The sequence below is a fragment of the Solwaraspora sp. WMMB762 genome (genome assembly GCF_049179115.1).
Classification (GTDB): domain Bacteria; phylum Actinomycetota; class Actinomycetes; order Mycobacteriales; family Micromonosporaceae; genus Micromonospora_E.
This window is the reverse complement of sequence record NZ_JBMHMD010000001.1, coordinates 1,043,327-1,064,929: the sequence shown is the minus strand read 5'-3', so window position 1 is coordinate 1,064,929 and position 21,603 is coordinate 1,043,327. Positions and strand designations below refer to the sequence as shown.

Annotated in this window: 23 protein-coding genes; 14 read left to right on the top strand and 9 right to left on the bottom strand. The window is 71.0% G+C overall.

Annotated elements, in window-relative coordinates; all coding sequences use genetic code 11:
* Positions 1 to 308 precede the first annotated feature (308 nt).
* The 3 genes from ACN27J_RS05055 to ACN27J_RS05045 all read right to left on the bottom strand — a co-directional run bounded on the left by ACN27J_RS05055 (position 309) and on the right by ACN27J_RS05045 (position 2,258).
* A complete protein-coding gene (locus tag ACN27J_RS05055) occupies positions 309 to 893 on the bottom strand; it encodes a TetR/AcrR family transcriptional regulator (RefSeq protein WP_421364048.1) in 585 nt (194 codons plus the stop codon).
* Positions 894 to 1,105: 212 nt separating this feature from the next.
* A complete protein-coding gene (locus tag ACN27J_RS05050) occupies positions 1,106 to 1,357 on the bottom strand; it encodes a helix-turn-helix domain-containing protein (RefSeq protein ID WP_421364047.1) in 252 nt (83 codons plus the stop codon).
* A 148-nt stretch (positions 1,358 to 1,505) separates the two neighbouring features.
* Positions 1,506 to 2,258 (bottom strand): zf-HC2 domain-containing protein, encoded by a 753-nt coding sequence (locus ACN27J_RS05045; RefSeq protein ID WP_278169224.1) that lies wholly within the window; start codon positions 2,256 to 2,258, stop codon positions 1,506 to 1,508.
* Positions 2,259 to 2,384: 126 nt separating this feature from the next.
* On the opposite strand from ACN27J_RS05045, the gene ACN27J_RS05040 reads away from it, so the two are divergent.
* The 6 genes from ACN27J_RS05040 (at position 2,385) to ACN27J_RS05015 (ending at position 8,790) form a co-directional block, all read left to right on the top strand.
* Positions 2,385 to 2,966 (top strand): sigma-70 family RNA polymerase sigma factor, encoded by a 582-nt coding sequence (locus ACN27J_RS05040; RefSeq protein ID WP_421364046.1) that lies wholly within the window; start codon positions 2,385 to 2,387, stop codon positions 2,964 to 2,966.
* 243 nt (positions 2,967 to 3,209) lie between these two features.
* Entirely contained in the window at positions 3,210 to 4,757 is a 1,548-nt protein-coding gene (locus ACN27J_RS05035) for an ABC transporter substrate-binding protein (protein ID WP_421364044.1), read from the top strand.
* A 69-nt stretch (positions 4,758 to 4,826) separates the two neighbouring features.
* Positions 4,827 to 5,765, top strand: a complete 939-nt coding sequence (locus tag ACN27J_RS05030; RefSeq protein ID WP_421364042.1) for an ABC transporter permease — start codon at positions 4,827 to 4,829, stop codon at positions 5,763 to 5,765.
* Positions 5,766 to 5,817: 52 nt separating this feature from the next.
* Positions 5,818 to 6,711 (top strand): ABC transporter permease, encoded by an 894-nt coding sequence (locus ACN27J_RS05025; RefSeq protein WP_421364040.1) that lies wholly within the window; start codon positions 5,818 to 5,820, stop codon positions 6,709 to 6,711.
* Complete coding sequence (locus ACN27J_RS05020) at positions 6,711 to 7,754, top strand: ABC transporter ATP-binding protein (protein ID WP_421364038.1); 1,044 nt, start codon at positions 6,711 to 6,713, stop codon at positions 7,752 to 7,754. The genes ACN27J_RS05025 and ACN27J_RS05020 overlap by 1 nt, the downstream gene beginning before the upstream one ends.
* Positions 7,747 to 8,790, top strand: a complete 1,044-nt coding sequence (locus ACN27J_RS05015; protein ID WP_421364036.1) for an ABC transporter ATP-binding protein — start codon at positions 7,747 to 7,749, stop codon at positions 8,788 to 8,790. Before ACN27J_RS05020 ends, ACN27J_RS05015 begins: the two co-directional genes overlap by 8 nt.
* Before the next feature lie 55 nt (positions 8,791 to 8,845).
* Here ACN27J_RS05015 and ACN27J_RS05010 read toward each other — a convergent pair whose 3' ends face one another.
* From ACN27J_RS05010 to ACN27J_RS04985, 6 genes are all read right to left on the bottom strand, one after another.
* On the bottom strand, positions 8,846 to 9,475 hold the full coding sequence (locus tag ACN27J_RS05010) for an MBL fold metallo-hydrolase (protein ID WP_421364034.1): 630 nt from the start codon (positions 9,473 to 9,475) through the stop codon (positions 8,846 to 8,848).
* Entirely contained in the window at positions 9,475 to 10,560 is a 1,086-nt protein-coding gene (locus ACN27J_RS05005) for an S-(hydroxymethyl)mycothiol dehydrogenase (RefSeq protein WP_421364032.1), read from the bottom strand. Before ACN27J_RS05005 ends, ACN27J_RS05010 begins: the two co-directional genes overlap by 1 nt.
* A 105-nt stretch (positions 10,561 to 10,665) precedes the next feature.
* A complete protein-coding gene (locus ACN27J_RS05000; protein ID WP_421364030.1) occupies positions 10,666 to 11,448 on the bottom strand; it encodes a 2-oxo acid dehydrogenase subunit E2 in 783 nt (260 codons plus the stop codon).
* Positions 11,445 to 11,687, bottom strand: coding sequence for a biotin/lipoyl-containing protein (locus ACN27J_RS04995; protein ID WP_421364028.1), 243 nt, complete (start codon positions 11,685 to 11,687; stop codon positions 11,445 to 11,447). The genes ACN27J_RS05000 and ACN27J_RS04995 overlap by 4 nt, the downstream gene beginning before the upstream one ends.
* A gap of 2 nt (positions 11,688 to 11,689) precedes the next feature.
* A complete protein-coding gene (locus tag ACN27J_RS04990) occupies positions 11,690 to 12,712 on the bottom strand; it encodes an alpha-ketoacid dehydrogenase subunit beta (RefSeq protein ID WP_421364026.1) in 1,023 nt (340 codons plus the stop codon).
* Positions 12,709 to 13,866 (bottom strand): thiamine pyrophosphate-dependent dehydrogenase E1 component subunit alpha, encoded by a 1,158-nt coding sequence (locus ACN27J_RS04985; protein WP_421364024.1) that lies wholly within the window; start codon positions 13,864 to 13,866, stop codon positions 12,709 to 12,711. Before ACN27J_RS04985 ends, ACN27J_RS04990 begins: the two co-directional genes overlap by 4 nt.
* Before the next feature lie 188 nt (positions 13,867 to 14,054).
* On the opposite strand from ACN27J_RS04985, the gene ACN27J_RS04980 reads away from it, so the two are divergent.
* The 8 genes from ACN27J_RS04980 to ACN27J_RS04945 all read left to right on the top strand — a co-directional run bounded on the left by ACN27J_RS04980 (position 14,055) and on the right by ACN27J_RS04945 (position 21,603).
* Complete coding sequence (locus tag ACN27J_RS04980) at positions 14,055 to 14,603, top strand: flavin reductase family protein (RefSeq protein ID WP_278169209.1); 549 nt, start codon at positions 14,055 to 14,057, stop codon at positions 14,601 to 14,603.
* 6 nt (positions 14,604 to 14,609) lie between these two features.
* Complete coding sequence (locus tag ACN27J_RS04975) at positions 14,610 to 15,689, top strand: LLM class flavin-dependent oxidoreductase (RefSeq protein WP_421364023.1); 1,080 nt, start codon at positions 14,610 to 14,612, stop codon at positions 15,687 to 15,689.
* On the top strand, positions 15,686 to 16,567 hold the full coding sequence (locus ACN27J_RS04970) for an SMP-30/gluconolactonase/LRE family protein (RefSeq protein WP_421364022.1): 882 nt from the start codon (positions 15,686 to 15,688) through the stop codon (positions 16,565 to 16,567). Before ACN27J_RS04975 ends, ACN27J_RS04970 begins: the two co-directional genes overlap by 4 nt.
* The gene (locus ACN27J_RS04965; protein ID WP_421364020.1) at positions 16,564 to 17,649 is read left to right on the top strand and encodes an LLM class flavin-dependent oxidoreductase; all 1,086 of its coding nucleotides are present in this window, start codon (positions 16,564 to 16,566) and stop codon (positions 17,647 to 17,649) included. Before ACN27J_RS04970 ends, ACN27J_RS04965 begins: the two co-directional genes overlap by 4 nt.
* An 18-nt stretch (positions 17,650 to 17,667) precedes the next feature.
* Positions 17,668 to 19,203, top strand: a complete 1,536-nt coding sequence (locus ACN27J_RS04960) for a class I adenylate-forming enzyme family protein (protein ID WP_421364019.1) — start codon at positions 17,668 to 17,670, stop codon at positions 19,201 to 19,203.
* 84 nt (positions 19,204 to 19,287) lie between these two features.
* Complete coding sequence (locus ACN27J_RS04955; RefSeq protein WP_421364017.1) at positions 19,288 to 19,950, top strand: TetR/AcrR family transcriptional regulator; 663 nt, start codon at positions 19,288 to 19,290, stop codon at positions 19,948 to 19,950.
* Positions 19,951 to 19,960: 10 nt separating this feature from the next.
* On the top strand, positions 19,961 to 20,806 hold the full coding sequence (locus ACN27J_RS04950) for an SDR family NAD(P)-dependent oxidoreductase (protein WP_421364015.1): 846 nt from the start codon (positions 19,961 to 19,963) through the stop codon (positions 20,804 to 20,806).
* On the top strand, positions 20,803 to 21,603 hold the full coding sequence (locus ACN27J_RS04945) for an SDR family NAD(P)-dependent oxidoreductase (RefSeq protein ID WP_421364013.1): 801 nt from the start codon (positions 20,803 to 20,805) through the stop codon (positions 21,601 to 21,603). The genes ACN27J_RS04950 and ACN27J_RS04945 overlap by 4 nt, the downstream gene beginning before the upstream one ends.

Sequence of the window (21,603 nt, the reverse complement as noted above, 5' to 3'; positions counted from 1 at the left end):
ACGTTTCGTGGGTGGCTGACGCCGGTCAGGCGGGAGTTCGCTGGTCGCGCGGCGCCGAGGGGCGGCGCGTACGGCCTCGGCGGTCACGGGAATGTAACCCAGCCTCCTAGGAAGCAGTAGGGACTGTGTCGGCGGCCATCTCCATCGGACGTGAACGTCCATCAGCTACTCACCAAGGGAAGTGTCCGCAGTGGAACGTAAGAGCTGGATCGGCCGACCGGCGGCTGAGGTGCAGCGGCTGGGCGGGAGCGCTGCTCAACCACCCAGTAGACCGCGGTGCATCGCCGGGCCGGCCGTAGCGCCGCTGATCAGTGGCGTGCGGCGATGCCGTCCAGGAAGAGGGTGGTGCAGTCGGTGATGAGCCGGTTCAGCGAGTACTTGCCGCCCGGCCTGAACCATCGCACGGTGAGCCAAACCGCATCGCGGGTGAGCCGGTAGAAGGTTTTTGGGTCGATGTCGGAGCGCAGGGTGCCGTCCCGGCGTCCGGCGTCGATGACGGTGAGCCAGACGCTCTCCACCTCCTTGGCCACGCCCTTGAGATAGCCGAACCGGGGCAGGCCACGCAGGTAGTTCGCGTCGTTCTGGTAGATCTCGGTGGCGTGCGGGTGGCTGGCGGCGCACTCGAGCGAGGCCCGGATGAGTTGCCGCAGCTGGTCGTCCGGCCCGTCCGGCCCGTCGAGGATCTGCTGGTAGCGGGCGCGTAGGTCGGCGAGGTAGCTGGAGATGATCTCGTCGACCATCGCCTCTTTGGATTCGAAGTGGTGGTAGAGGCTACCGGACAGGATGCCCACGTCGTCGGCGATCTCGCGGACGGTCGTGCCGGCGACGCCTCGGCTGGCGAACAGCGCGCCAGCCCGGTGGAGTATGTGCTCTCGTCGGCTGCGGGAAGTCACCATTGTCTCCCTGGTCGTGTAGCGGTGAAGCGGACACTTGCTTGGCACCTTCCGCGACGAGCCAGCCTGGCGGATCCAGCCGGATTCGGCAGTCAACCATGGTGGCTCTCTGACCAATGTGATCGGTGACCGGGTGGTCATCTTGAGGGGCGGAGGAGGTACGTCCGTCAGTCTAGGACCCAGGCAAGACGATTAACCGTATGCGTCGCGACCTAGTCCAGTGTGTCCTGATCGGCGTTTGCGACGCTGTCCTGAGACTCAGGTGTACGGTCAGCATGGACGGTCGGATCCGGGCGGCGTCCGCCGCGACCGCGGATGGGCACGCCCGAGAAGTGCAGTCGCCGGTGCACGTAGCTGTACGACACGCCGAGCTCAGCGGCGATGCGCCGGATCGGCGCTCCGGCGAGGTACCGGCTGACGATCTGGGCGTTCGTCGGACGCTCGGCGGGCGGGGTGGCCGGCATAGCTGCTCCCTGGCCGGTTCTGGACGGTGTCGTCGTTGCGGATGCTCCCGGACGAAGCCGGAGGCTGGTCCGTCGTCACCATGTCCCGCCAGCGGGAGCGGAGGTTGACCGGCCGGGTTGTCAGATCAACGGCACCCGGGCCGACGGATCAGGCCGCCCGGTCCCGGCGGTGGCGGATGCTGGCCGCGCCGCCCCGGACCACCCGCAACCGTGTCGGGTTGGTCGCCGGTGGCTCGTCGTCGAGTTCGACGCGCCAGCGTGACCGGGTGCGGCCAGCGTCCCCCGGTGCCGTGTCCGGGTCGCCACCGCGTCGGCGCAGCGCCAGGATGAGCAGATATCCGGCGACGACCAGGCCGTGGCTGAGCAGCCGCGGATAGTCGACCCGCCCGGTGATCACGTCGTTGACCGACAGCAGTGCCAGCACCGCGACGAACGCGGTCAGGGTCGGCAGCATCCCGGCCGGCCGGGTGCGCCGGACGGCGATCCACACGAAGCCGGCGCCGAGTGCGACGTTCCAGGCCGCGGACTCGTGCCACAGGTGGTTGGGGGCGGTTCCACCGACCGGATCGGGCACATGCAGATGGCCGTCGGCGACGCCGCCGATCTGGGCGGCGCCGAGCAGGAACTGCGCGATTCCGAGTACGCCGAGGGCGTACCGCAGCAGCAGGGCGACCCGGGCTGCGGTCAGCCGTCGGGGTGGCGCGAGTGCGTCGAGCACCGACTCGTCGACGGTGCCGACCGGTTCCGGGCCGGTACGCCGGGCGAGGTTGGTGACCATGTCGGCGTCGGCGTACCAGGCCCGGCACCCGGCGCAGCCGGTCAGATGGTCCCGCGCCGCAGCCGACTCGGCGGCGTCGGTCTCCCCGTCGAGTTCGGCCGACAGCAGCTCACGAAAGTCCACGCACCCCACATGTCAATAGTCGGCCCGTCCGCCGGGACGGTTCCCACCGGGGTGGCGCCCGGCCGGGCAGGCGCCACCGGGCGGGTGGACTATGGCGGGGGAGGCTTCCCGGATACCCTTTCAGTCATGCCGCACGCCGCACCGGACGACGCCCAGATCACCCGTTGGGCCCTCGCGGCCCGCGACGGTGACCGGGCGGCCGCCACGTCGTTCGTCCGGGCCACCCAGGGTCAGGTGCAGAGGTTCCTCACCCATCTGGTGGACACCACCGAGGCGGAGGACCTCGCCCAGGAGACGTTCCTGCGGGCGATGCGGTCGTTGCCGCGCTTCGCTGGGCGCTCCAGCGCGCGTACCTGGCTGCTGTCCATCGCCCGGCGGGTCGCCGTCGACCATATCCGCGCCGTCGTGGTGCGGCCCCGGGTCGCCGACCTGGCCGACTGGCAGGCGGTGGCCGAGGCTGCGGTCGCCGGCCCACGCTTCGAAGAAGCTGTGGCGCTGCGTCAGTTGCTGGCCGGCCTGGCAGCCGACCGCCGGGAGGCGTTCGTGGCGACCCAGGTGCTCGGGTTGAGCTACGCCGAGGCCGCCGAGATCTGCGACTGCCCGGTCGGGACGATCCGGTCCCGGGTCGCTCGGGCCCGCGAGGACCTGGTCGCCGCAATGACGGAGTCGGGGCGGCAGTCCGGCCGGCAGCTACGAGCGATCAGCTGATCCCTCGTGCCCCTGTCCCGCGGGGCAGAGTCGGCGGCGACGTTCGTCCGCCAGTCCTGATGGTCTCGCGGCACCCGCCGGGCTGAACCCGGCGCGTTCGACCCCCGCCGGCCACCCCTGCGCGTCCGGGTCCTGCTGGCCCGGCCGTTCGTCGCGGGCTTGTTTCAGCGTCGACCTCTTGCGTTAACAAACGTGAAGTGCAAGGCTTCGTCAACACCAACGAAGACGTCGACGGAGGCCAGCATGCAGAAGGCCCACACCAGGTTGTGGCGTCACGCGGCGGTGATTGGCGTTGCGGTGATCCTGACTGCCGCCTGCTCGTCAGGCGGTGACACGGACCCGGACAGTAGTCCATCGGATGGCACTGCCAACCCCGACGCCACCTTCCGCTTCGCAGACACCCTGCCAATCGACACCCTTGACCCGCACAAATCACCCGGAGCCGGCAACAACGTCTGGCTCTTTCCCGTATATGACCGGCTCATCCACCTCAACTCGTCGGCCGAGCTCGTCCCCGGCCTGGCGACCGAATGGTCCTTCTCCGATGACGGCCGCACCCTGTCGCTGACCCTGCGGGAGAATGTCAGCTTCCACGACGGCACCGCGTTCGACGCCGCCGCCGTGCAAGCCAACATCGACCGGGCGAAGACGGTGGAAGGGTCGGCCGTCGCCAGCGAACTCGCCGTCATCGACTCGGTCGAGATCGTCGACGACACACACGTCGACCTCAAACTCAACGCCGTCAACAGTGCCCTGCCCTACATCCTGACCGACCGTGCCGGAGCCATCGCCAGCCCGGCGGCGTTCGACGCCGACCTGGCCCGCAACCCGGTGGGCACCGGGATGTACCGGGTCACCGAGTACCAGCCGAGCTCCAGCGCGACATACGAGCGCAACCCCGACTACTGGGACCCGGACGCGGCCGCCGCCGCCCGGATGGAGTTCACCAGCATCACCGACTCCCAGCAGCGGCTCAACGCGCTGCGGACCGACTCGATCGACGCCACCATCCTGGACGCGGCGAACGTCGCCGCGGCCGAGTCGGCCGGTCTGGTGGTGGACTCCGCCCCGGTGCTGCAGTTCTACCACCTGCAGCTCAACCTGTCCCGCGAGTACCTCGACGACGTGCGGGTACGGCAGGCGATCAACCATGCGATCAACCGTGAGGACCTGGTCAGCGGCCTGCTGTTCGACCTCGGCGAGCCGGCGGTCCAGCCGTTCCCGAGCGGGTACTTCGCCCACGACGAGTCTGTCGCCGACCTGTACCCCTACGATCCGCAGCGGGCCCGGCAGCTGCTCGACGAGGCCGGCGTACCCGAGGGCCACACCCTGGAGTTCATCAACCAGAACGCCCCCGCGTACACCCAGCTGACCGAGGCACTGCAGGCACAGCTGGCGGAGGTGGGTCTCAACGTCGAGATCACCCAGACGGTCAACTTCGCCAACTCGTTCTACGTCGAAGGCCAGGGCGACGCCGGAGCGATCAACTGGACCGGCCGGCCGGATCCGTCACAGACGGTCGGGCTGGTCTTCGCCGAGAACGGCTTCGCCAACCCGGGTAAGGTGACCACGCCCGAGGTGACCGCCCTCTACCAGGACCTGCTGGCCACCACGGACGAGACGCAGCGGCAGGAACTGGCCCGGCAACTGTCGGCCCAGATCACCACCGACGCCCTCGACGTCGTCCTCTACTTCCCGTACAGCAACGTCGCGTACAGCGACAAGGTGGTGGGCCTGGAGAACTGGCTCTCCGGCAAGCTGGAGTTCCCCGGCGTCGGCGTCGCCGACTGATCGTCGTCGTGCCGGGTGGGCGGCCGCGGCCGCCCACCCGGCACGACCCGGACCAGACATGGTGAGGACATGATCCGACTCGTCGGCCGGCGCCTGTTGACCATGGTGCCGCTGCTGCTGTTCGTCACGCTCGTGGTGCACGGCATCGCGATCTTCGTCCCCGGCGACCCGGCGGTCCGGATCGCCGGGGAGAACGCCACTCCCGAACAGATCGCTCTCACCCGGGACCGGCTCAACCTCGACGAGCCCTGGCCGGTGCGGTACTGGCGGTGGCTCACCGACGCGGTCCGGGGCGATCTCGGCAACTCGATCTTCAACAACGACTCGGTGACCCAGCTGATCCTGGAGCGGATGCCGGTGACCCTGGCGTTGACCCTTGCCGCGCTGGTCGTCGCGGTTCTGTTCGGCGTACCGGCCGGCATTCTCGCCGCCCTGCACCCGAACCGCTGGCCGGACAAGCTGGTCCGGGCCATCGCCACCGTCGGCATCGCTTTTCCCGGCTACTGGCTCGGCCTGCTGCTGATGCTGGCCTTCTCGATCCGGCTGGGCTGGTTCCCGACCATCGGCTACACGCCGATCAGCGAGGACCCGGCGGGCTGGCTGCGCCACATCACGCTGCCCGCCATCGCGTTGGGTGCCTCGGCCGGCGCGGAGGTGGCCCGGCAACTGCGCCGGTCGATGCTCGACACCCTGCACCGCGACTTCGTCCGTACCGCCACCGCCAAAGGGCTGCGCTACCGGGCGGTGCTCGGCAAACACGCCCTCAAACACGCCGCCGCGCCCGTGGTGACCGTACTCGCCACCCAGGTGGCGCTGCTGCTCGGCGCCGCCGTGATCATCGAGCAGACGTTCACCATCCCTGGGGTGGGGGCGCTCGCGGTCAGCTCGGTGATCGGCAACGACCTCACCGTCGTGCAGGGCATCGTGGTGGTCAGCACCGTCGCCATCGTGCTGGCCAACCTGCTCGCCGACGTCGCCCAGGCATGGCTCGCCCCGAAGACCCGGTGATCCGCACCCGCCCCGACCCACATCCTTCGGACCAACAGGAAGGGAGGCGACCGTGACCGCCACCGCGACGCCGGCCGTGGACACCTCGTCGACACCGTTGCAGCGCCGCCAGCGCGGGCGGTTCCTGCGCCGGTTCGCCGGGCACCCGGGTGCGCTGCTGGCCGCCGGATACCTGCTCGTCGTGGCACTGCTCGCCGTGTTCGGTGGCCGGCTGACGCCGCACGACCCGCTGGCGCAGAATCTCAGTGCGGTGCTGCAGCCACCCACCGGCGGGCACCTGCTCGGCACCGACGATCTGGGCCGGGACCTGCTGAGCCGGCTCATCGTCGGGGCCCGGCCGTCGCTGCTGGCCGTGCTGCAGTCCCTCGCGGTCGGGGTTGGCTTCGGAGTGCCGATCGGGCTGCTCGCGGTGCTGCTGCCGGCGTTGCCCGGCGGCCTGCTGATGCGGATCGTCGACGGGGTGATGGCGTTTCCGCCGCTGCTGCTGGCGATCGGCGTGATCGGCGTGCTCGGCCCGGGGCTCAGCCAGGCGATGATCGCCGTCGGTGTGGTGTTCGTGCCGCGGTTCGCCCGGCTGACCCGCACCAGCGTGCTGCAGGTCTACCACGAGACGTACATCGACGCCTCCCGGGTCATCGGCACCCCGCTGGGCCGGCTGGTCCGCTGGCACGTGCTGCCGAACATCACCGGCCCGGTCGTCGTGCAGGTGGCGGTGGCCAGCGGGTTCGCCATGCTCGCTGAGGCCGGTCTGAGCTTCCTCGGGCTCGGTGTCCAGCCGCCGGACGCGAGCTGGGGCGCGCTGCTCGGCCGGGCGCTGCCGTACATCGACACCGCCTGGTGGCTGGCGGTCGCCCCCGGCGCGGTGATCACCCTGACCGTGCTGGCCACGAACGTGCTCGCCGACGGTGTCGGTGACTCGCTCGGCCGCGAATCCAGGAGCCGGTGATGAACACACCCGCCAAAAGCACCGAGCCCGCCAAAAGCACCACCCAGCCGGTGCCGGCCACCGACGCCGTGCTGCAGGTCACCGACCTCACCGTCGCGGTGGGTACCGCCGTCGGTGGCTGGACCGACCTCGTCCACGAGGTGTCGTTCGAGGTGGCCGCAGGTGAGACCGTGGGGCTGGTCGGGGAGTCGGGTTGCGGCAAGAGCACCACCGCGCTGGCGTTGATGGGGCTGCTGCCGCCCCGGGACCTGCGGGTCGGCGGCGGCACGGTCCGGCTCGACGGGACCGACCTGTACCGGTTGTCCCGTCGGGGCTGGGAGGACGTCCGCGGCGACCAGATCTCCATGATCTTCCAGGAGCCGATGTCCAGCCTGCACCCGGCGTTCACCATCGGCGAGCAGATCGCCGAGTCGGTGCGCCGGCACCGGGGGCTGTCCCGCCGGGCGGCCGCCGACCGGGCGGTCGAACTGCTCGACCTGGTCGGTGTGCCGGACGCCCGGGCCCGGGCCCGGGCTTACCCGCACGAGTTCTCCGGCGGGATGCTGCAGCGGGTGTTGATCGCCATCGCGCTGGCCTGCGAGCCGAAACTGCTGGTCGCCGACGAACCGACGACGGCCCTGGACGTCACCGTACAGGCGCAGATCCTGGATCTGCTGCACGAGATGCGCGACCGGTTCGGGCTGGCCGTCCTGCTGGTCACCCACGACCTCGGGGTGGTCGCCGAGGTGTGCGACCGGGTGGTGGTGATGTACGCCGGCCAGGTCGTCGAGGAGTGCGACATCGACACCTTCCTCGCCGGTCCCCGCCATCCGTACAGCCGGGCATTGCTGGCCGCCGCGCCGGACGCCACCGTCGACGGCGAACTGACCTGGATCCCCGGTGCCCCGCCCGGCCCGGACGAACTGCCGTCCGGCTGCCGGTTCCAGCCGCGCTGCCGGTACGCCCACGACGCCTGCCGCAGCGGACCGATCGTGCTGCGCCGTACGGCCGACGGCCACGCGAGCCGTTGCCTGCTCGACCCGGAGGCGATGACCGATGAGTGACCTGCTGCGCCTTTCCGACCTGCACGTCACGTTCCCGGGCCGGTCGCTGCTCGGCCGCCGGGCCGCGCCGGTGCAGGCGGTACGCGGCGTGGACCTGACCGTGGCGCCGGGCGAGACGGTAGGACTGGTCGGCGAGTCCGGCTGCGGCAAGTCCACCCTCGGCCGTACCGCAGTCCGGCTGATCCGCCCCACCCGGGGTCAGGTGCTGTTCGAGGGCCGCGACATCGGGGCGATGTCCAGCCGTCAGCTGCGCCCGCTGCGGCCCCGGTTCCAGATGGTCTTCCAGGACCCGTACTCGTCGCTCGATCCGTCGATGAGTGTGCTGGACAGCCTCGCCGAACCACTGCGGGTGCACACCGGCGACGGGCACGCCGAGCGGGCCGCCCGGGTGGCCGCGGCGCTGCGTCAGGTCGGGTTGGACGAGCGGCACCTGTACCGCTACCCGCACGAGTTCTCCGGCGGGCAGCGGCAGCGGCTCGCGCTGGCCCGGGCGATGATCCTCGACCCCCGGCTGATCGTCGCCGACGAGGCGACCAGCGCGCTGGACGTGTCGACTCAGAACCAGATCCTCATGCTGTTGCGGGCGTTGCAGCGGGAACGGGGGGTGGCCCTGCTGTTCATCAGCCACAACCTGCTCGCCGTACGGCATGTCGCGGCCCGGGTGGCGGTCATGTACCTGGGTCGGGTGGTGGAGACCGGGCCGACCGCCCGGGTGTTCGCCGCACCGGCCCACCCGTACACCCGGGCGTTGCTCGCCGCCGTGCCGGGCGTGGCCCGGCGCCGCCAGCGCGGCGTGCGGGCCGCGTCGCCGGTCGGTGAGCTGCCCAGCCCGGTCGCGCCGCCGTCCGGCTGCCCGTTCCATACCCGCTGTCCGCTGGTGCTGGACCGCTGCCGGGTCGAGATGCCGGCGGCGGTGCCGGTGGACGACGGCGGTCACGTCTCGTGTCACCTGCAGACCGACGGTCCGACGCTCGGCGGCCGGCCGCTGCCGGCGTCGCTGGCGGCCGGCGTCGGACCCGCGACCGCGGCCGGGTGACGCGGCACCGGTCCGCCGACAGAGTCGGCGGACCGGACCGGTCGCGAAATGCCGGTCAGTGGCCGCGGGCGATCCACTCGTCGAGGTGCGGCCGTTCGGTGCCGATCGTGGTGCTGTCGCCGTGTCCGGTGTACACGATCGTGTCGTCCGGCAGGGTGAACAGCCGGTCGCGGATGGACGCGACGATCGTGCCGAAGTCGCTGTAGGAGCGGCCGGTGGCTCCCGGGCCGCCGGCGAACAGCGTGTCGCCGGTGAACACCACGCCCAGCTCGGGCGCGGACAGGCAGCAGGCACCGGGGCTGTGCCCCGGGGTGTGCAGGATCCGCAGCGTGGTGCCGCCGACGGTGAGCTGCTGACCGTCGGCCAGCGCGGCGTCCGGGGGCCGGTGCGGGTGGACCTGGTCCCAGAGCACCCGGTCGGCCGGATGCAGCAGCACCGGTGCGCCGGTCTCGTCGGCCAGGCGCGCCGCGACCCGTACGTGGTCGTCGTGGGCGTGGGTGGCGACGATCGCCCGGACGGTACGCGCGCCGACGACGGCGCGGATCGCCTCGACGTCGTGCGGGGCGTCGATCACCACGCATTCGGTGTCGTCGCCGACCACCCAGACGTTGTTGTCGACGTCGAAGGTCTGCCCGTCCAGGGAGAACGTCCCGGACGTGACGGTGTGGTCGATCCGGGTGGTCATCAGAACACCACGACCGAGCGGAGCACGTCGCCGTGGTGCATCTTGTCGAAGGCCTGCTCGACCTGGTCGAGCGGGATCTCCTCGGTGACGAAGGCGTCGAGGTCGAGGCGGCCCTGCCGGTACAGTTCGGTCAGCATCGGGAAGTCGCGCGACGGCAGGCAGTCGCCGTACCAGCTGGATTTGAGCGCGCCGCCGCGACCGAACACGTCCAGCAGCGGCAGTTCGACGCGCATCTGCGGGGTTGGTACGCCGACCAGGACGACGGTGCCGGCCAGGTCCCGGGCGTAGAACGCCTGTTTCCAGGTTTCCGGGCGGCCGACCGCGTCGATGACGACATCGGCGCCGAACCCGCCGGTGAGCTCCTGGATCCGTTCGACCACGTCGGTCTGCCGGGCGTCGACGGTGTGGGTGGCGCCGAAGCCGCGCGCCCAGTCGAGTTTCCGAGGGTCGGTGTCGACGGCGATGATGGTCGTCGCACCGGCCAGGGCGGCCCCGGCGATCGCGCCGTCGCCGACGCCGCCGCAGCCGATGACCGCGACGGAGTCGCCTCGGCCGACGCCGCCGGTGTTGATCGCGGCGCCCAGCCCGGCCATCACTCCGCAGCCGAGCAGGCCGACGGCGGCCGGCCGGGCCGCCGGGTCCACCTTGGTGCACTGGCCGGCGTGCACCAGGGTCTTCTCGGCGAAGGCGCCGATGCCCAGCGCGGGGGAGAGCACGGTGCCGTCGGTCAGTGTCATCTTCCGGGTGGCGTTGTGGGTGGCGAAGCAGTACCAGGGTCGGCCCCGGACGCAGGCCCGGCAGGTGCCGCAGACGGCGCGCCAGTTCAGCACCACGAAGTCGCCGGGGGCGACGTCGGTCACCCCGTCACCGACCTGTTCGACGATGCCGGCCGCCTCGTGGCCGAGCAGGAACGGGTAGTCGTCGCTGATGCCGCCGTCGCGGTAGTGCAGGTCGGTGTGGCAGACACCGCAGGCCTGCACCCGCACCACCGCCTCGCCCGGGCCGGGGTCCGGTACGACGATCGTGGCGACCTCGACCGGCGTACCGGTGCTCCGGGAGATCACACCCCGGACGTGTTGGCTCATCGGAACCCTCCTGAAACGTCGTCGTCACACAGGTTCGGTCCGAACCTACCGCCGGGCGGGCCGGCGCGGAACCGTCCCGCCCGGCGTATCCCCTGGTGGTGACGACTACCGCTGGTCGGCGGCCGATTCGACCAGGTGCCGGAGCCGGCCGAGGAAGGCGGCGCAGTACGCGCCGTCGAAGACCCGGTGGTCGAACGAGGCGGTCAGCACGGCGACCCGGCCGACGTCCAGTCGGGGCCGGCCGCCGTCGCGGACGACGACCGGCCGGTCGGCGACGCTGTCGAAGGACAGGATGGCGGCCTGCGGCTGGTTGATCACCGGGACGGTGAACAGGGTGCCGGACCGTCCCAGGCTGGAGAGGGTGAAGGTGCCGCCGGTCATGTCGGTGACGCCGAGCCGGCGCTGGTGGGCGCGGGCGGTGACGTCGGTGATCCGGTCGTGCAGGGTGGTCAGGTCGAGTTCGTTGGCGCGGTGTACGACCGGCACGACCAGGCCTTCGTGTCGCAGGTCGACCGCGATGCCGAGGTTGACCTGCTCGAAGACCCGGATTCCGGCCTCCTCCCAGCTGGCGTTCGCCATCGGGAACTCGGTCAACGCCTGCGCGGTGGCCCGGGCCAGGTAGGCGAGCATCCCTGGTGGTCGGTCGCCGCGGGTGGCCCGGTCGGCTTCGACGGCGTCGAAGCGGACCTCGACGGCCATCGCCGCGTGCGGGCTGGTCGCCAGGGACCTGACCATGTGAGCGGCGATCCGGCGGCGCAGCCCGTCCGGGCGGACCAGTTCGCCGGGCCCGCGGGGGTCGGCGGGCGCGGCTACCGTCGTCCCGGTCCCGGTCCCGGCCGCGGTGTTGGTTTCGCTCCCGGCGCCGGTCCGGCCGGGTGGGCTGGTCACGGCGTGTCGCCGACGATGACGCCGAGGACGGTACGGACCTCGACGACGTCGCCGGGCTGGGCGGTGATCCGCAGTGTGCCGCTGGCCGGTGCGGCGAGCACCTCGCGGGCCTTCTCCGCCTCCACCTCGACCAGGTCGGTGCCCTCCTCGACCCGGTCGCCGTCGGCGGCGTACCACTGCATCACCTCGGCCTCGGACATGCCCATGCCGAACTGCGGCAGACGCACCTCGGTCTCCATGTTCACCTCTCTCCGAGCGTGCGGCGTACCGCCGCGACGATCTTGTCTGTGGACGGGTAGATCTGCTTTTCCAGCGCCGGGCTGAACGGCACGTGGATGTCGTCGGTGGTGACCCGCCGCACCGGTGCGCGCAGCACGTCGAACGCCTCCTCGACCAGGTGGGCGGCGATCTCGCTGGCGGCGCTGCAGGTGCGGTTGGCCGGGTCGACGACGACGGCGCGGCCGGTTCTGGACACCGAGGCGACGATCGTCGACCAGTCCATCGGGACCAGGGTGCGCGGGTCGACGACCTCGACGGAGATGCCGTCGGCGGCGAGCTGGTCGGCAGCCTCCAGAGCGAGTTTCACCCCGCCGCCGATGCCGATCACGGTCACGTCGGTGCCGGCCCGGGGGACCGCGGCGACGCCGAACGGGACCAGATGTTCGTCGTCGGCCGGTGCCGGCCCTCGGCCGCGGCGGCCCCACAGGTTGGCGTCCTCGAAGCACAGCACCGGGTTGTCGTCCCGGATCGCCGTCTTGAGCAGGCCTTTGAGGTCCGGTCCGTTGCTCGGCACGATGATCTTCAGACCGGGCACGTTCATGAACATCGGGTAGGGGCGGTCAGCGTGGTGTGCCGCGGTGCCGCCGTGGTAATACAGTGCCTGCCGGTACACCACCGGGAGCCGGGCCTGCCCGCCGAACATGTAGCGGCTCTTGGCCACCTGGCTGATGAACTGGTCCATCGCGCCGAACATGAAGCTGGCCACGGTCAGATCGACGATCGGCCGTAGGCCGGCCATCGCGGCGCCGGCGGCCATCCCGACGCTGGCCGCCTCGGACAGCGGCAGGTCGCGTACCCGGGCCGGGCCGAACTCGGCGAGGAAGCCGGCGGCCGCGCCGAAGACGTTGGCCCGCAGGTCCTGGCCCATCAGGATGACCCGTTCGTCGCGGGCCATCTCCTCCTGCTGGGCCTGCTGGATGGCCTGCAGGAAGCCCAGTTCGGCGCTGCGGCGTCGGGTCGGTGCCGACGCGGTGCCCGCGCTCACGCGCCCGCTCCTTCCGGCTCGTGGTACAGGTCCCGGTACGCCTCGGCCGGCTCCGGGTAGGGGCTGCGCCGGGCGAACTCGACCGCTTCGGTGATCTCGGCGTCGACCTCGGCGCGTACCGCGTCGATCCGGGCCGGGTCGGTCCGCCCGTCGGCGAGCAGCCGGGCGGTGAACAGGCTGATCGGGTCGCGGTCGGCGCTCCACGTGCCGACCTCGGCGTCGTCGCGGTACGCCTCGCGCAGCTTCAGCCCGTACGCGTGTTCGTGGAACCGGTAGGTCTTGGTCTCCACGATGCTGGGTCCGTCGCCGGCGCGGGCCCGGGCGACCGCGGCGGCGACCGCCCGGTACGTGGCGGTGACGTCCTGGCCGTCGACCACCACCCCGGGGATGCCGTAGGCGAGCGCCCGGGTGGCGATGTCCGGTACCGAGGTGAGATCGTCGGCGCGCACGCTGACCGCGTACCCGTTGTTCTCACAGAGGTAGACGACCGGGAGCTTCCAGACGGCGGCCAGGTTGAGCGACTCGTGGAAGACGCCTTCGTTGGCGGCGCCGTCGCCGAAGAAGCACAGGCAGACCCGCCCGTCGCCGAGGACATCGGCGGCGAGGCCGGCGCCGGTGGCGACCGGGATGGCGGAGCCGACGATGCCGGACTCGCCGAGGCTGCCGACGGAGAAGTCGGCCAGGTGCATGCTGCCGCCCTTGCCTTTGCAGACGCCGTCGGCGCGGCCCAGCAGTTCGGCCATCAGCCGGTCCAGCCGGGCACCCTTGGCGATCGGGTGCCCGTGCGAGCGGTGGTTGCCGGTCATGTAGTCGTCGACGCCGGTGGCCAGGCAGGCGCCGACGATCGCGGCTTCCTGGCCGATGCTCAGGTGCACCATGGCGGGTAGTTCGCCGGCGTGGAACAGGTCGATGGTGGCTTCCTCGAACCGCCGCACCCGCAGCATCCGGCGCAGCATCTCCACCGCCAGGTCGGCATCGATGTCCGCCAGGTCGGGGTGGATGTCGGCCGGGTCAGGGTCCACGTCGACCGGGCCGGGGTGGATGCCCGCCGGGTCGGGTGCCCGCTGCGTTGCCAGCTCCATCTCGCTCTCCTCTGGGTTGGGTCGGCGGTCGCGGACCGCGGCGTCGCCGCAGGTCGGGTACGGACCGGGCATCGCGTAAACACTAGTGTTAACACAGTTGGCCGCCGTTCGGAACGCCCCGCCGGGGTTGAATTGGATTGTCAGCACTGCTGTTGACGCAGGGTCCGGTGCGATGCTAGCCTTCCGTCAACATCAGCGGTGACGTGCATGTCATCGAGTCCGCCTGACCGGGAACCCCGAGGATGTTGGAGGCGAGGTAGATGGTGGTCGACACCCCGATCCGCCCGGCCCGGATCAATCCATTCACCGCGGAGCGCTTCCGGCACGTGATGGGTCACGTGCCCACCGGCGTGACGGTGGTCACCGCGATGACCAGGCAGGGGCCGGTCGGTCTGACCGTCGGCTCGTTCGTCTCCGCGTCGCTCGACCCGCCCCTGGTGGGCTTCCTGCCGGCCCGCACCTCGAGCACCTGGCCGCTGATGGTCCCGGTCGGGACGTTCTGCGTCAACGTGCTCGGTGAGGAGCATGAGCAGTTGTGCCGCGGCTTCGCCCGATCCGGTGGTCGCAAGTTCGACGGCGTCGACTGGCGGCCCGCGGCCGAGACCGGATCCCCGGTGATCGACGGCGCGCTCGCCTGGTTCGACTGCGTCTTCGAGCGCTGCCACCCGGCCGGCGACCACCTGTTCGTACTGGGCCGGGTGCGCAACCTCGACGTCCGCGCCCAGGGCCGACCGCTGGTCTTCTGCCACGGCCGGTACCAGCAGCTCGCGGCACCCGACGCCGCCCCCGATCCGTCCACTGGAGGCTGAAGCCCGATGCGTGTAGGGATGACCTGCATCTTCGAAGGTCACGAGAACGCGACCGACGAGGAGATCTACCACAACGAGCTGCGGCTCGCCGACCTCGCCGAGCCGCTCGGGTTCGACGCCATCTGGGGCGTGGAGCACCACTTCACGTCGTACACCATGTGCCCCGACGTCCTGCAGTTCCTCACCTACCTGGCCGGGCGCACCGAACGGGTGCAGCTCGGTTCCGGCGCGGTGATCCTGCCTTGGCACGACCCGGTGCGGGTGGCCGAACAGGTCGCCGTGCTCGACATCATCTCCAACGGCCGGTTCGTCTTCGGCATGGGACGTGGCCTGGGCCGCATCGAGTTCGACGGGATGCGGGTGCCGATGGGCGAGTCGCGGGAGCGCTTCGTCGAGGCCGCGCAGATCATCATGCAGGCCCTCGAGACCGGCGTGCTGGAGTACGAGGGCAAGTACTACAACATTCCCCGGCGTGAGCTGCGGCCCCGCCCGACGCGCAGCTTCCGGGACCGGCTCTACGCCGCCGCCGTCTCCCCGGAGTCGGTACGGATCATGGCCGACGTCGGCGCCGGCATCCTGATCAACCCGCAGAAGGACTGGATGGAGGTGGCCGACGACCTGGACGCCTACCGGGCCACCTTCAAGGAACTCAAGGGCGTCGACGCGCCGGCCCCGCTGGTCACCGGCTGGGTCTGCTGTGACGAGGACCCGGTCAAGGCCCGCGACATGGCCCAGGAGTACATCGGCGGCTACTACGAGTACGTGCTCAACCACTACGAACTCGGCGGCCGGCACTTCGACACCACGATGGGCTACGAGTACTACCAGAAGCTGGCCCGGTCCATCCAGAAGCACGGCTCCGACCGGGTCGTCGACAACTTCATCGAACTGCAGATCTGGGGCACCCCGGAGCAGTGCTACGAGCGGATCGTCGACATCCGGTCCAAGGTCGGCAACGACGGGTTCAACGGGGTCTTCTCGTTCGCCGGCATGTCGCCGCAGACCGCCGAGCACAACCTGCGGCTGTTCGCCGCCGAGGTGATGCCCCGGCTCAAGGCGCTCGAGCCGGCGCAGGTGACGTCGTGACCTCCTGGACACCCCGGGTGGTCACCGGCGGCCTCGACTTCCCGGAGGGCCCCAGCCACCTCGGCGACGGCGCGGTCGCCGTGGTCGAGATGCAGGGCCAGCGGCTGACCCGGGTCGGCGCAGACGGGAGCCGGTCCACCCTCGGTGACCTCGGCGGCGGCCCCAACGGCAGCGCGCGGGGTGCCAGCGGCGCGGTGTACGTGGCCAACAACGGTGGCCTGTCGGCCACCCGGACCGGCGGATACTGGCACGCGCCCGAACCGTTCGACGGCCGCGTGCAGAAGGTCGCCGCCGACGGCACCGTCAGCACGGTCGTCGCCGACCTTCCCGGTCCGGCCCCGCACCGGCCCAACGACCTGTGCTTCGGCCCCGACGGTCGGCTGTACGTCACCGACTCGCACAACTGGGAGAACCTGCGCGACCTCAAGCCTGGCCGGATCGTCGCGGTGTCCGCCGACGGCACGGTGCAGCAGGTCGCCGAGGTCCCCGCGATGCCCAACGGCATCGCGTTCGGCCCGGACGGACGGCTGTACCTGGCCCAGTCGCTGACCCGGCGGATCCTGGTGTTCGACCACACGCCCGGTACCGGGCTCGGCGACCCGCAGGTCTTCGCCAAGCTGCCGGCCGGCTCACCGGACGGCTTCTGCTTCGACACCGACGGCAACCTGTACGTGTGCGGCAGCGTCGGGCATGTCGTCGTGGTCATCGGACCGGACGGCTCGGTCCGGGACACCATCGACACCCCACCCGGCGCCCAGCCCACCAACTGCTGCATCGGCGACGGTCAGCTGTACGTCACCTTCTCGATGACCGGCGAACTGGTCGCGTACGACCTGGGCGTGGCGGCGTACCCGTTGCACGAGGGAGACATCGGATGAAGTTCGCCCTGATGTACGAGATCGCGGTGCCCCGCCCGTGGGACGACCGCAGCGCCTACGTGGCGTTCCAGAACGTCCTCGACCAGATCGTGCTCGCCGACAAGCTCGGCTTCCACAGCGTCTGGACCGTCGAACACCACTTCCTCGACGAGTACTCGTTCTCGTCGGCGCCGGGCGTGCTCTACGGCGCGATCGCGGCGAAGACGAAGAACATCCGGATCGGGCACGGCGTACGGCTGCTGCCGTTCCCGTACAACCATCCGGTGCGCGCCGCCGAGGCGGCCGCCACCGTCGACGTGCTCTCCGGCGGCCGCCTGGAGTTCGGCACCGGCCGCTCCGGTACCCGTACCGAGCTGGAAGGGTTCGGCATCGACCCGACCGACACCCGGCCGATGTGGGAGGAGGCCCTGGAGGTCATCATGGGCTGCTGGACCCAGGAGGAGTTCTCCTGGGACGGCGAGCATTTCAAGCTGCCGCCGCGCGGGGTGGTGCCCAAGCCGATGCAGCGCCCGCACCCGCCGCTGTGGGGTGCCTCGTCCAGCGCCGACAGCCACGAGCTGATCGGCGAGAAAGGGCTGGGGCTGTTGTCGTTCTCGGTGGCCGCCGCACCGGAGACCCTGGTCAAACGGTTCAACCGGTACCGGGACGGAATCCGGCGCGCCAAACCGGTCGGGGCGTACGTCAACGAGCAGATCGCCACCTTCACCCAGGTGCACTGCGCCCAGACCACCGAGGAGGCGTACGCGGCGGCGCGGGACTGCTTCGGCTGGTACGTGCAGACGTCGCTGAAGTCCGTCGCCGAGCTCGGCGACTGGAAGGACGGCGCGCAGTTGGGCAGCTACGAGTACGCCAGGAAGCTGCTCGGCGGGATCGACCTGGACTCGCTGACCTTCGACTACCTGCTCGACAACGACGCGGTGATCGTCGGCAACCCCGATCAGTGTGTCGAGATGGCCAAACGGTACGAGGCGGTGGGGACCGATCTGCTGCTCTGCCTCGTCCAGCCGTACAACATCCCGCACGAGAAGGTCATGAAGTCGATCGAGCTGCTGGGCAAGCACGTGCTGCCCGAGTTCTCCTAGGTACCGAGGGGGTGGCTGATGTCCACGCAGCGCACCAGCCGGGCGGCGGACTGGGTCCGGCTGCATGCCCGGAACACGCCGGGTCGGGCCTGCTTTGTCACTGACACCGACTCGTACTCGTTCGCCCAGGTGAACAGCCGGGTCAACCGGGTCGCCAACGAACTGCGCCGGATGGGTGTCGGCAAGGGCGACCGGGTGGCGCTGTTCGCCACCGACTCGCACTGCTACATGGAGACCCTGCTGGCCTGCATGAAGCTCGGCGCGGTCTACGTGCCGCTGAACTTCCGGCTGGCCCAGCCGGAGCTGCAGATGCTGCTGCGTACCGCCGAGGCGAAGGTGCTGTTCTTCAGTGAGCGGTACGCCGCCATGGTCGAGTCGGTCGACGTGCCGACGCTGCGCTACACGGTGTCGTACGAGAAGACCGCGGCGGCCGACCGGGGGTACGAGGAGCTGGTGGCCGCCGGTGACGACGTCGAGATCGACACCCCGTTCGGCGACGATGAGATCATGTGCCTGGCGTTCACCAGCGGCACCACCGCCCTGCCCAAGGGCGTGATGCACCACCAGCGGATGACCAAGCATCTGGTGTTTCAGTGCATCCTCGAGCGGCGGCTGCCGGCGGACTCGTTCCACTACTCGCCGGCGCCGCTGTACCACGTCGCCGGGATGGGCTACGTGCTGGCCGGGGTGGCCCGCGGTTTCCCGTCGCTGATCCTGCCGGCGTTCGACCCGGTCACCGTCCTCAAGTGGCTGCGCCGCGATGTGCTCAACGGCGTCTTCCTGGTCCCGACGATGATCGACATGCTGCTGCAGCAGCCGGACGTGCGCGACGCCAGCTACGACCGGCTGCTGTCCATCGCGTACGGGGCGGCGCCGATGTCGCCGACCCTGCTGCGCCGGGCGATGGACACGTTCCGGTGCGACTTCATGAACATGTTCGGCGCCGGCACCGAGGCCGGTCTGCAGACCGTGCTGACCCCGCAGGACCACCGCCGTGCGGTGGCCGGCAACGAGCATCTGCTCGGCTCGATCGGCAAACCGGGCATGGGTGTCGACCTGCGGCTGTGCGACGACGACCTGAACGAGGTCCCGGACGGCACGGTCGGTGAGATCGTCACCCGGTCCGACGCGGTGATGGCCGGCTACCTCGGCATGCCGGACGAGACCGACCGGGTGCTGGTAGACGGCTGGTTCCGCGGCGGTGACATGGCCTGGCGCGATGACGAGGGCTACCTTTACCTGTCCGGCCGCAAGAAGGACATGATCATCAGAGGTGGGGAGAACATCTACCCGATCGAGATCGAGCAGGTGCTGTCGGAGCTTCCGACGGTGCAGGAGGTCTCGGTGGTCGGGGTGCCGGACGAGCGGTGGGGCGAGATCGTCCGGGCGCACCTGGTGCTCAACCCCGGTGGCGCCTTCGACGAGGACGCCGTCCGGGAGTACTGCCGGACCCGGCTCGCCGGGTACAAGATCCCGGCCGTGTTCCGGGTCGAGGAGGCGTTGCCCCGCAACGCCAGCGGCAAGGTCCTCAAGCGGACGCTGCGTACCCGATGACCACTGTCCGACGCGCTGCGCTATCATCAACGCTACTGTTCATAGATCGACTCTGGTCGGTCGTGCTGGAGGAGTGTGGCGCCCGTGGCGACCCGGGAACGCAACCGGACGGCAGCCAGCGACATCGCTCGTCGGCGGATGGAGCGCAGGCTGGCCAGCGGCCGCAAGTCCGACGCCCGCTGGCAGGAGGTCCTGGACGGGGCGGCCCGGGTGTTCCAGCGGCTCGGCTACGCCCAGACCACCCTGGAGGACGTGGCCACCGAGGTCGGCATCAACCGGGCCACGCTCTACTACTACGTCGGCACGAAGGAAGAGCTGCTCGTTTCGCTGCTGCATCAGCCGATCGAGCAGATGCGCGTGGAGCTGGAGCAGATCGTCGCCGAGCCGACGCCGCCCCGGGAGAAGCTCGCCCGAGGGCTACGGGCCTACGTACACGCGATGGAACGCCGCCCGGAACTGTTCATCTTCGTCGGCGAGAACATCCACAAGGTGATGACCGGCGACGAGGTGACCGACATCCAGCGCAACGCCGACCTGTGGGGCCGGCTGTTGACGAAGGTGATCACCGACGGCGCGGCCAGCGGCGAGTTCCGCTCCGACGTCGACCCGAATGTGGCAGTGCTCGGCATCGTCGGGATGTTCAACTGGACCTACCGCTGGTTCGACCCGGACGGGCCGCGCAGCCTGGCCGACTTCGGCGAGATCTTCATCGAGCTGGCCTTGTCCAGCCTGGCACCGAAGTCCTGACCGCCGGCCGGTGCCGCGCCGCGGCGTCCGGCAGCAGACCGCCCCGGGCGACCGGGGCCGGCCGGTGAGCCGGGCCGCACCGGCACCGGCCACCGGCGGTGGCCGTCCGACCGGTCCCGACCTGACCGACCGGGTGGCGCTGGTCACCGGCGGCGGGTCCGGAATCGGCGCGGCGACCGCGTACCGGCTGGCGGCGGCCGGTGCCCGGGTGCTGGTCGCCGACCGTGACCTGACGGCCGCCGAGTCCGTCGCGGCGGCGATCGGCCCGGCCGCCGTGGCGCATCCGGTCGACATCGCCGACGCCGACTCCGTCGCGGCGATGGTCGCCGCGGTGGTCCGCCGGTTCGGCCGGCTCGACGTCGCGCACAACAACGCCGGGGTGACCGGTGTGTTCGCCGACACCGCCGACTACCCGGCACACGTCTGGGAGCGGGTGCTGGCGGTGAACCTCACCGGCACCTTCCACTGCCTGCGCGTCGAGATCGCCCAGCTGCTGGCCCAGGGCGGCGGCGGGTCGATCGTCAACACCGCGTCCGGTGCCGCGTTGCGCGGGGTGCCGGCGTCGGCCGCGTACGTGGCCAGCAAACACGGCATCGCCGGACTGACCAGGACGGCTGCGATCGAGTACGCCGCCGCCGGTATCCGGGTCAACGCGGTCTGTCCCGGCCTGGTCCGCACGCCGATCGTCCGGTTCGACACCACCGCGCTGGAGGCGACACACCCGATCGGGCGGGCCGCCGAGCCGCAGGAGATCGCCGAGGTGGTCTGCTGGCTCGCCTCGGACGCCGCCAGCTACGTCACCGGGGCGTTGCTGCCGGTCGACGGCGGCCTGGTCGCCGGGCTGGCCCGGCCGTGACGGACGCCGATCCGCAGGTGCTGCGCACCGGTCTGCTCGCCGGCCGGACCGCGCTGGTCACCGGTGCCGGCACCGGTATCGGCCGGGCGGTCGCGCTGCGGCTGGCCGGCCTCGGTGCCCTGGTGGTCGGTGTCGGGCGGCGGCCGCAGCCACTGGCCGGCACCGCCGGGCTGGCCGCACCGGGCCGTTTCGTCGCCCGGCCGCTGGACGTGCGTCGTCCGGAGCAGGTCACCGACCTGATCGCCGAGGTCGGCCGCCGGTACGGCCTGGACATCCTGGTCAACAACGCGGGCGGGCAGTTCGTCGCCCCGGCCACCGGGATCTCCCCCCGGGGCTTCGCCGCGGTGGCCGACCTGAATCTGACGGCGGTCACCCGGCTGACTGGCGCGGCGCATCCGTGGCTCGCCGCGCGTGGCCACGGTCGGGTGGTGAACGTGTCGCTGTCCGTGCCGGAGGCCGGCATCGCGGGCCTGGCCCACTCGGCCGCCGCCCGCGCCGCAGTGCTGGGCCTGACCCGGTCACTGGCCGACCGCTGGTCCGCCGACGGGATCCGGCTCAACTGCCTGGCGCCGGGCACCGTGCTGACCGACGGGGTACGCCACGAACTCACCGACGCCGCGCTGGCGGAGGTGCTGCGCCGTACGCCGCTGGGCCGGGCCACCACCCCGGACGAGGTGGCCGAGCTGGTCGCCTTCCTGGCCGGACCGGCGGGGGAGTGGATCACCGGCCAGCTGATCGCCCTGGACGGCGGCGCCACGCTCGTCGGCGCCGCCGGTGCGCTGCTGCACCACGGCTGA

Coding starts and splice junctions, on each gene's coding strand:
- ACN27J_RS05040 (WP_421364046.1), top strand. CDS start 2,385: ATGCCGCACGCCGCACCGGACGACGCCCAGATCACCCGTTGGGCCCTC.
- ACN27J_RS04995 (WP_421364028.1), bottom strand. CDS start 11,687: ATGGAGACCGAGGTGCGTCTGCCGCAGTTCGGCATGGGCATGTCCGAG.
- ACN27J_RS05005 (WP_421364032.1), bottom strand. CDS start 10,560: ATGAGCCAACACGTCCGGGGTGTGATCTCCCGGAGCACCGGTACGCCG.
- ACN27J_RS04975 (WP_421364023.1), top strand. CDS start 14,610: ATGCGTGTAGGGATGACCTGCATCTTCGAAGGTCACGAGAACGCGACC.
- ACN27J_RS05015 (WP_421364036.1), top strand. CDS start 7,747: ATGAGTGACCTGCTGCGCCTTTCCGACCTGCACGTCACGTTCCCGGGC.
- ACN27J_RS04980 (WP_278169209.1), top strand. CDS start 14,055: ATGGTGGTCGACACCCCGATCCGCCCGGCCCGGATCAATCCATTCACC.
- ACN27J_RS05035 (WP_421364044.1), top strand. CDS start 3,210: ATGCAGAAGGCCCACACCAGGTTGTGGCGTCACGCGGCGGTGATTGGC.
- ACN27J_RS04985 (WP_421364024.1), bottom strand. CDS start 13,866: ATGCCCGGTCCGTACCCGACCTGCGGCGACGCCGCGGTCCGCGACCGC.
- ACN27J_RS05020 (WP_421364038.1), top strand. CDS start 6,711: ATGAACACACCCGCCAAAAGCACCGAGCCCGCCAAAAGCACCACCCAG.
- ACN27J_RS04965 (WP_421364020.1), top strand. CDS start 16,564: ATGAAGTTCGCCCTGATGTACGAGATCGCGGTGCCCCGCCCGTGGGAC.
- ACN27J_RS05010 (WP_421364034.1), bottom strand. CDS start 9,475: ATGACCACCCGGATCGACCACACCGTCACGTCCGGGACGTTCTCCCTG.
- ACN27J_RS05050 (WP_421364047.1), bottom strand. CDS start 1,357: ATGCCGGCCACCCCGCCCGCCGAGCGTCCGACGAACGCCCAGATCGTC.
- ACN27J_RS05030 (WP_421364042.1), top strand. CDS start 4,827: ATGATCCGACTCGTCGGCCGGCGCCTGTTGACCATGGTGCCGCTGCTG.
- ACN27J_RS04960 (WP_421364019.1), top strand. CDS start 17,668: ATGTCCACGCAGCGCACCAGCCGGGCGGCGGACTGGGTCCGGCTGCAT.